This window comes from Micromonospora sp. 4G55 (assembly GCF_016803375.1).
Map to the genome: position 1 here is coordinate 1 of NZ_JAEVHN010000322.1, position 6,787 is coordinate 6,787.

Below are 6,787 nucleotides of genomic sequence, written 5' to 3' on the forward strand. Positions count from 1 at the left end.
CCAGGTCGGCGCGGTGCCGGCGCTGGGTGACCAGCAGGCAGAAGTCGAGCGCCGGGCCGGTGACCCGGTCCGCCGCGTCCGCCGGCCCGAAGGCCCAGCTGTCGCCGTCGGGTGCGGTCAGTTCGACCCGGACCGGGGCCGTGGGCAGCGCTCGGCCGTGGGCGGCGAAGCCGTGCCCGAGGGTACGGAAGCCGAGGTGGGCGACGTGCCGCAGCCGGGCGGTCGGGGCGCGGCTGACGCCCAGCGCCTCGGCCACGTCCTCGCCGTGCGCCCAGGTCTCCATGATCCGGGCGGTGGCCATCGAGGCGGGCGACATCCGGGTGCCGTACCAGGGCAGCTTGTCTCCCGCGGGGACGGCGGTGAGGGCGTCGATGAGCGCGGCCCGGCCGGCACGCCAGCGGGCGAGCAGCTCGGCCGGCGGGGCCAGGAACTGCTCCGCGCCGTCGTCGACGAGCCGGCTGACGTCCGGCGCCGAGGTGACCGAGGCGTAGAAGGCGTCGACGTCGGTGGCGGCGAGCCGGGCCATCTCGTCGGTCCAGGCGAGGTGGGCGATCTGGTGGCCGACCGTCCATCCGGGAGCCGGGGTGGGCCGCGCCCACGCCTGCGGCGGCAGCGCCGCGACGAGGGCGTCGAGCTGCTCGGACTCGGCGGCCAGATCCGCGAGCAGTGCTGTCAGGTCGACCATGATGCCTCCGGGCGGGGTGTGCCGGTCAGGACGGGCGGGTCACTGCCTGTCGCGCTCGGACCCCGCCCCGGCCGGCGTGGCGCGCTCCGGTGGGCCGGCGTCGGGCGTGAGCAGGGCGGCGAGCTGACGTTTCCAGGTGTGCAGCAGGGCGGTACGGCGGGCCGAGTCGTCGTTGAGCAGGTTGGCCACGCCCAGCCCGCGGAGCAGGTCGAGGGTGGCCTGCACGGCCTCCCGTACGCCGGGGCGGCGCTCGTCGACGCCGAGCAGGGCGACGGTCAGCCGGTGCATCTCCCGGCCGACCCGGGCCTCCAGCGGCACCAGGGCACGGCGCAGCTCGGCGTCGGTGCGGGCGGCGACCCAGAGCTCCAGCGCGGCGACGAAGAGCGGCCCGGTGAAGGCCACGCCGAGCAGGTCGACCACCCGGTCGAGCCGCTGCGGCCCGGCCGGCAGGGCCTCCGCCTCGGTGCGCAGCTCCGCTGCCCGTCGGTCGGCGAGGTGGGCGACGGCGGCGGTCACCAGGGCCGCCTTGGTCGGGTAGTGGTGCAGCTGCGCGCCGCGCGAGACGCCGGCCCGGGCCGCGACCACCGTGGTGGTGGTGCCGGACCAGCCGTACTCCACCAGGCAGTCGACGGTCGCCTCCAGCAGCCGGGCCTGGGTGGCGCGGCTGCGCTCCTGCTGAGGGACACGCGTCGATGCGGTGGACACGGGGACAGCGTGCCGCTCCCGAAACAAACAGTCAAGCCTGACTTTTTCTTGGTCCGACGCGGTGCCCGTCGATGGCCGGGAAGGTCTTCAGCTCGCTACGAACTTGATGACGTGGATGGATCACGGTGGCCGGCCGGGCCGGCGGTCGGGCGCGGCAGCTCAGCGGCCGTCGCGGGGGCCGAAGACGGCGAGGGCGTCGGCGTCGCTGTGGCGGGAGCGCAGGTACTCGTCGGCCCACTCGGCGGCCTGCGGGAAGCCGGACCCGGCCGTCACCCGGGCGCAGGCGGCGTCCACGTCGTACCCGGTCCGGCGCAGCTGCACGCCCTGGCCGAGCAGCGCCCACCAGGCGCCGGCGCCGCCGTACGGCATGCCGACGCTGCCCGGGTTGACCACCAAGCGGCGGTCGACGAGCCGGGTGAACGGCATGTGGGTGTGGCCGCAGACCACCGTGCCGACCTCGGCCGGCAGCCCGGCGAAGACCTCCGCCCAGCGTTGCATCCGGGAGTCGACCAGGACGACCTCCTCGTCGTTCCGAGGTGTCGCGTGGCAGAAGAGCACCTGGCCGAGGCCGGAGACGGGCAGGGTGACGGTTAGCGGCAGCGCGGCCAGTCGGGCGACGTGGTCGTCGCGGAGCTGCCCGGCGGCCCAGTTCGAGACCTCGATCGGGGACGGCCGACCGGCCCGCGCCTCCACCAGCTCCCGGTCGGCGTTGCCGCCGACCCAACAGGCCCGGTCGCCGAGCGAGGCGAGCAGGTCCAGCACCTCGACCGGCTGCGGTCCGGCGGCGATGTCGCCGGTGAGCACGATCAGGTCCGCCGCGGTGACGTCCGGTTCGGCCAGGACGGCCTCCAGCGCCGGCAGCGCGCCGTGGATGTCGGAGAGAACGGCGACACGTTCAAGCATCGCCCCAGCCTCCCCGGCGGCGAGCCGCAGGTCCAGGAATTCTGCGCCGGGCAGATTGCGCCTGGATCGCCGGCACCGCCTACCTTGGCGCCGGCGTCTACCGTGAGCCCGAGATCGCCGGTCGGGAGCGGGCGGGAGGCGGTGGGTGGCCAGTCGGAACGAGCGGCGCAGGCGGCGAAGCCAACCGTCGGCCGTGGCGTCGACCGCACCGGTTGACCCGGTGCAGCACGAACCACGGAGCCGATGGCGTCCCGGTTACTGGCTGCGGCACCCGGCCTTCGCCGCCGTTCTGGTGGTCCGTCTCGGTGCGCTGACCTTCGTCGCGTGCGGCGTCGGGCGCCTGCTCGAGGCACGGCACTTGCGGGAGCGGGGCGAGTCGGCCGCTGCTGTGGTCGTCGAGGCCCGCGAGTTGCGGCGGGGGTCGCTGTTGAAGGTGGGGTTCACGACGACTCAGGGCGAGAGGGTCGTGGCAAGGGTGGCCGGACCGCCCGACGACCTGCCAACCCCCGGCGAGCGGCTGATCGTGGTCTACGACCCGGAGGATCGAGACTACGTCTACCTGGGCGACAAGCCTTCCGAGAAGGAGGGTTGGCTGATCCTCGCGATCGGTCTGCTGGCCACCGCGATCTACCTCGCCTACCTGCGGTGGACCTGGCACCGCTGGCGCAACCAGGCCGAGCGGTGGCGACACCGCCGGCCCGTGCCCAGGCTCGGCAAGCGGCCGGACCCGTGGCGGACGGAGCAGCGCGACGATTCGGTGCCGTGACGCCGAAGAGCCGGCCCGGACCGCACGACGGCGGGCCGGGCCGGGACGTTCGTCCTGACCTGGTCAGACCCGCGCGCGGCGGGCCAGGCGCTCCGGGTCGAGGATGATGATGCTCTTGCCGTCCAGCCGCAGCCAGCCCCGCGAGGCGAAGTCGGCCAGCGCCTTGTTGACCGTCTCCCGGGAGGCGCCGACGAGCTGGGCGATCTCCTCCTGGGTGAGGTCGTGGGTCACCCGCAGCACGCCGCCGTCACGGGTGCCGAAGCGGCCGGCCATCTGGAGCAGGTTCTTGGCGACCCGGCCCGGCACGTCGGTGAAGATCAGGTCGGCCAGCGAGTCGTTGGTCCGGCGGAGCCGGCGGGCCAGCACCCGCAGCAGCTGCTCGGCGATCTCGGGCCGGTTGTTCAGCCAGGGCCGCAGCGCCTGCTTGCGCAGCCGCACCAGCCGGGTGTCGGTGACCGCGGTGGCCGTGGCCGTACGCGGACCGGGGTCGAAGAGCGACAGCTCACCGACCATGTCCGACGGGCCCATCACGGCGATCAGGTTCTGCCGGCCGTCGGCTGCCCGACGCCCGACCTTGATCTTGCCCGACAGGAGGATGTAGAGACTGTCGCCGGGCTCGCCCTCGTTGAACACGATCTCGCCCTTGCGGACGTCGATCGTCTCCATCTCCTTGGCGAGCGCCTCGGCAGCCTCCGGGTCGACACCCTGGAAGATCCCGCTGCGGGCCAGTACCTCGTCCATCGCGCACCTCCGGTTGCGCGTCGCCGTCCGTCGGCCGGGTCCGCCGTCCGCTTATCCCTCGCGCGCCGACAAGTCTAGGCGCACGTGAGCACGAATCAGAGGTGCACCCCTGGAATCTTGATCGTTGGGCGTAACCTTCCCGCCCTGATCAGGGGCTACGATCGCGCGAACGTGGCCGGGTAGTGACCGGGCGTCGCCGTCGATGGCCGTAGGGTGACGGACGTGCTGAGCGACCCCATCCTGACCAGCCGTCCCGAGGACGGCCGGGACATCCCGCTGCTGGTGTGGCGCGCCGGGGCGCCCCTGCGGGCGGCCAGCTCCGGCCCGCTCGGCGGCGGGATCGGCGTCCGGAACTGGGTGGTGAACGCGACCGTGCCGATGTCGTACCGCCGGGACGACCCGGCCGCCCACCTGGCCGCACTGGCCGGCGGCCTCGGCCTGGCCGGATCCGGGGTCGGCCTGCTCACCGGGGTGGACGTCGCCGAGGTGGTGGCCCGGACCGACACCGGCGTGCGGGCCTGGGCGACGGTCGGGCTGGGCATGCCGGTCTGGGCCGCCGCGCCGGCCCCGGCGGCGCCGGCCCAGCGGGTGGGCACGGTCAACATCATCGTGTACGTCCCGGCGGCACTCGGCGACGCCGCGCTGGTCAACGCCGTCGCCACCGCGACCGAGGCGAAGGCCCAGGCGATCTGGGAGCTCGGCCTGCCCGCCACCGGTACGCCCACCGACGCGGTCACCGTGCTCTGCCCGGCCGACGGCCCCGCCGAGCCCTACGGCGGCCCCCGGTCCACCTGGGGCGCCCCGCTGGCCCGGGCCGTGCACGCCGCCGTCCGGGACGGCGGGTCGGTGCCCTGCGTGCCCTGGTCCGACCGGCGGGCGGGATGAACTTCGGTCCGAAAGGCCATCGTCGTGCCGTTACCTACCCGGTAGGGTCGCCAGCGATGTCCGCTCCCGCGTCCGCCAGGACCCGCCGCCGTGCCGCGCTCGCCGTCGGCGCGGTCCTCGCCGTGCTGGTCACCGCCGGCTGCGGCACGTCGGACGACGACACCACGCCGGTCTGGCAGCGCGGCGGAGGCGGGGGCGCCACCGGTGCGCCGGTCCCGTCCGGCGGCGCCTCGGAGCCGGCCGGCGAGGCCGTCTCGCTCTCGGCGACCGGCGACATCATCATGGGCAACGCCCCCTCCCGGCTCCCCGCCAACGGCGGGCGGGGCTTCTTCGACGAGATCTCCGACGCGCTCGACGCCGACCTGGTGATGGGCAACCTGGAGGAGCCGCTGACGGAGGACACCGGCACCGGCAAGTGCGGGGCCAACGCCACCGCCTGCTTCCAGTTCCGCGCCCCGTCCAGCTACGCCGCCCACCTCAAGGACGCCGGCTTCGAGCTGCTCAACCAGGCCAACAACCACGGCTACGACTACGGCCCGCAGGGGTACGCGAACACCCAGAAGGCGCTGGAGAAGCAGGGCCTCAAGCACACCGCGCGCCGGACCAGATCACCGTGGTCGAGGTCAAGGGCGTCAAGATTGCGGTGGCCGGCTTCTCGTCGTACCCCTGGTCGAACAGCCTGACCGACATCGACGCGGCTACGGCCGTGGTCAAGAAGGCCGCCACCATGGCCGACCTCGTCGTGGTGCAGGTGCACATGGGGGCCGAGGGGGCCGACCGGACCAAGGTCAAGCCGGGCACCGAGCTGTTCTACGGCGAGAACCGGGGCGACCCGGTGAAGTTCTCCCACGCCATGATCGACGCCGGGGCGGACCTGATCGTCGGGCACGGCCCGCACGTGCTGCGCGGCATGGAGTTCTACCAGGGCCGGCTGATCGCCTACAGCCTCGGCAACTTCGCCGGTGGCGGCCGGTCGCTCAACCCGAGCGGGCGGCTCGGCTGGGGCGGGGTGCTCAAGGTGTCGCTCAAGCCGGACGGCAGCTTCGCCGGCGGCTCCTTCACCTCCACCCGGATGAACTCCGTCGGCAAGCCGACCATGGACTCCGCCGACCAGGGCCTCGGGTTGGTCAAGCAGCTCAGCCGGGCCGACTTCCCGCAGACCGGGGCCCGGTTCGACGCCGAGGGCAGGATCAGCGCGCCGCAGGCCGGCTGAGCCGGGCGTGGGCCCGGCGGGCGGTCGTCCCGGCGACGTAGGCTGGCCGGCGTGACCATCAGCTCCACCGAGACGGACCTCGGCCGGACCCGGCGCGCCCGCCGAATCGGCCGGGCGCTGACCGAGGCGCACCCCGACGCGCACTGTGAACTCGACCACTCCAACGCGTTGGAGCTGGCCGTCGCCACCATCCTCTCCGCGCAGTGCACCGACAAGAAGGTCAACGAGGTCACCCCGAAGCTCTTCGTCCGCTATCCGACGGCGGCCGACTACGCCGGGGCCGACCGGGCGGAGCTGGAGGAGCTGATCCGGCCAACCGGTTTCTACCGCAACAAGACCGACTCGCTGATCAAGCTGGGCCAGGCCCTGGTCGAGCGGTACGACGGCAAGGTCCCCGGCAGGCTGGCCGACCTGGTGACGCTGCCCGGGATCGGCCGCAAGACCGCCAACGTCATCCTCGGCAACGCCTTCGACGTCCCGGGGATCACCGTCGACACCCACTTCCAGCGGCTCGTGCAGCGCTGGAAGCTGACCGCGCAGACCGACCCGGTGAAGATCGAGCACGAGATCGGCGCGCTCTTCCCCAAGCGCGAGTGGACCATGCTCTCGCACCGGATCATCTTCCACGGCCGCCGGGTCTGCCACGCCCGCAAGCCGGCCTGCGGAGCCTGCACGCTGGCGAAACTCTGCCCGTCGTACGGGACCGGGCCGACCGAGCCGGCCGCCGCCGCGAAGCTGCTCAAGGGCCCCCGGGCCCGGGACCTCGCGGCCGCCGCCGGGGTCGACCCCGAGTACGGGACCGGGCCGACCGAGCCGGCCGCCGCCGCGAAGCTGCTCAAGGGCCCCCGGGCCCGGGACCTCGCGGCCGCCGCCGGGGTCGACCCCGAGC

At 74.0% G+C, this 6,787-nt stretch carries 7 protein-coding genes and 1 pseudogene; 4 read left to right on the top strand and 4 right to left on the bottom strand.

Annotation, left to right across the window (positions count from 1 at the left end; all coding sequences use genetic code 11):
- From JNW89_RS22805 to JNW89_RS22815, 3 genes are all read right to left on the bottom strand, one after another.
- Positions 1 to 685: TIGR03084 family metal-binding protein (locus JNW89_RS22805; protein ID WP_238450441.1), on the bottom strand; the 685-nt coding region annotated here is incomplete at its 3' end.
- Positions 686 to 724: 39 nt separating this feature from the next.
- Positions 725 to 1,390 (bottom strand): TetR/AcrR family transcriptional regulator, encoded by a 666-nt coding sequence (locus tag JNW89_RS22810; RefSeq protein WP_238450442.1) that lies wholly within the window; start codon positions 1,388 to 1,390, stop codon positions 725 to 727.
- Positions 1,391 to 1,549: 159 nt separating this feature from the next.
- Positions 1,550 to 2,293, bottom strand: coding sequence for a metallophosphoesterase (locus JNW89_RS22815; protein WP_238450443.1), 744 nt, complete (start codon positions 2,291 to 2,293; stop codon positions 1,550 to 1,552).
- A gap of 220 nt (positions 2,294 to 2,513) precedes the next feature.
- Here JNW89_RS22815 and JNW89_RS22820 point away from each other — a divergent pair, with 220 nt between their 5' ends.
- A complete protein-coding gene (locus JNW89_RS22820) occupies positions 2,514 to 3,059 on the top strand; it encodes a DUF3592 domain-containing protein (protein WP_238450444.1) in 546 nt (181 codons plus the stop codon).
- 63 nt (positions 3,060 to 3,122) lie between these two features.
- On the opposite strand, the gene JNW89_RS22825 is transcribed toward JNW89_RS22820, so the two are convergent.
- Entirely contained in the window at positions 3,123 to 3,800 is a 678-nt protein-coding gene (locus JNW89_RS22825; protein WP_067306583.1) for a Crp/Fnr family transcriptional regulator, read from the bottom strand.
- A 222-nt stretch (positions 3,801 to 4,022) separates the two neighbouring features.
- On the opposite strand from JNW89_RS22825, the gene JNW89_RS22830 reads away from it, so the two are divergent.
- The 3 genes and pseudogenes from JNW89_RS22830 to nth all read left to right on the top strand — a co-directional run.
- Positions 4,023 to 4,685 (top strand): adenosylcobinamide amidohydrolase, encoded by a 663-nt coding sequence (locus JNW89_RS22830; protein WP_238450445.1) that lies wholly within the window; start codon positions 4,023 to 4,025, stop codon positions 4,683 to 4,685.
- 56 nt (positions 4,686 to 4,741) lie between these two features.
- Positions 4,742 to 5,898, top strand: a pseudogene (locus tag JNW89_RS22835) (CapA family protein).
- A 51-nt stretch (positions 5,899 to 5,949) separates the two neighbouring features.
- Positions 5,950 to 6,787, top strand: an 838-nt coding sequence (gene nth / locus JNW89_RS22840; protein WP_238450446.1) for an endonuclease III, incomplete at its 3' end; no start/stop codon positions are given.

What these genes read in the sequence shown, in the direction of transcription:
- JNW89_RS22825 (WP_067306583.1), bottom strand. Translation starts at nt 3,800, where the DNA reads ATGGACGAGGTACTGGCCCGCAGCGGGATCTTCCAGGGTGTCGACCCG.
- JNW89_RS22815 (WP_238450443.1), bottom strand. Translation starts at nt 2,293, where the DNA reads ATGCTTGAACGTGTCGCCGTTCTCTCCGACATCCACGGCGCGCTGCCG.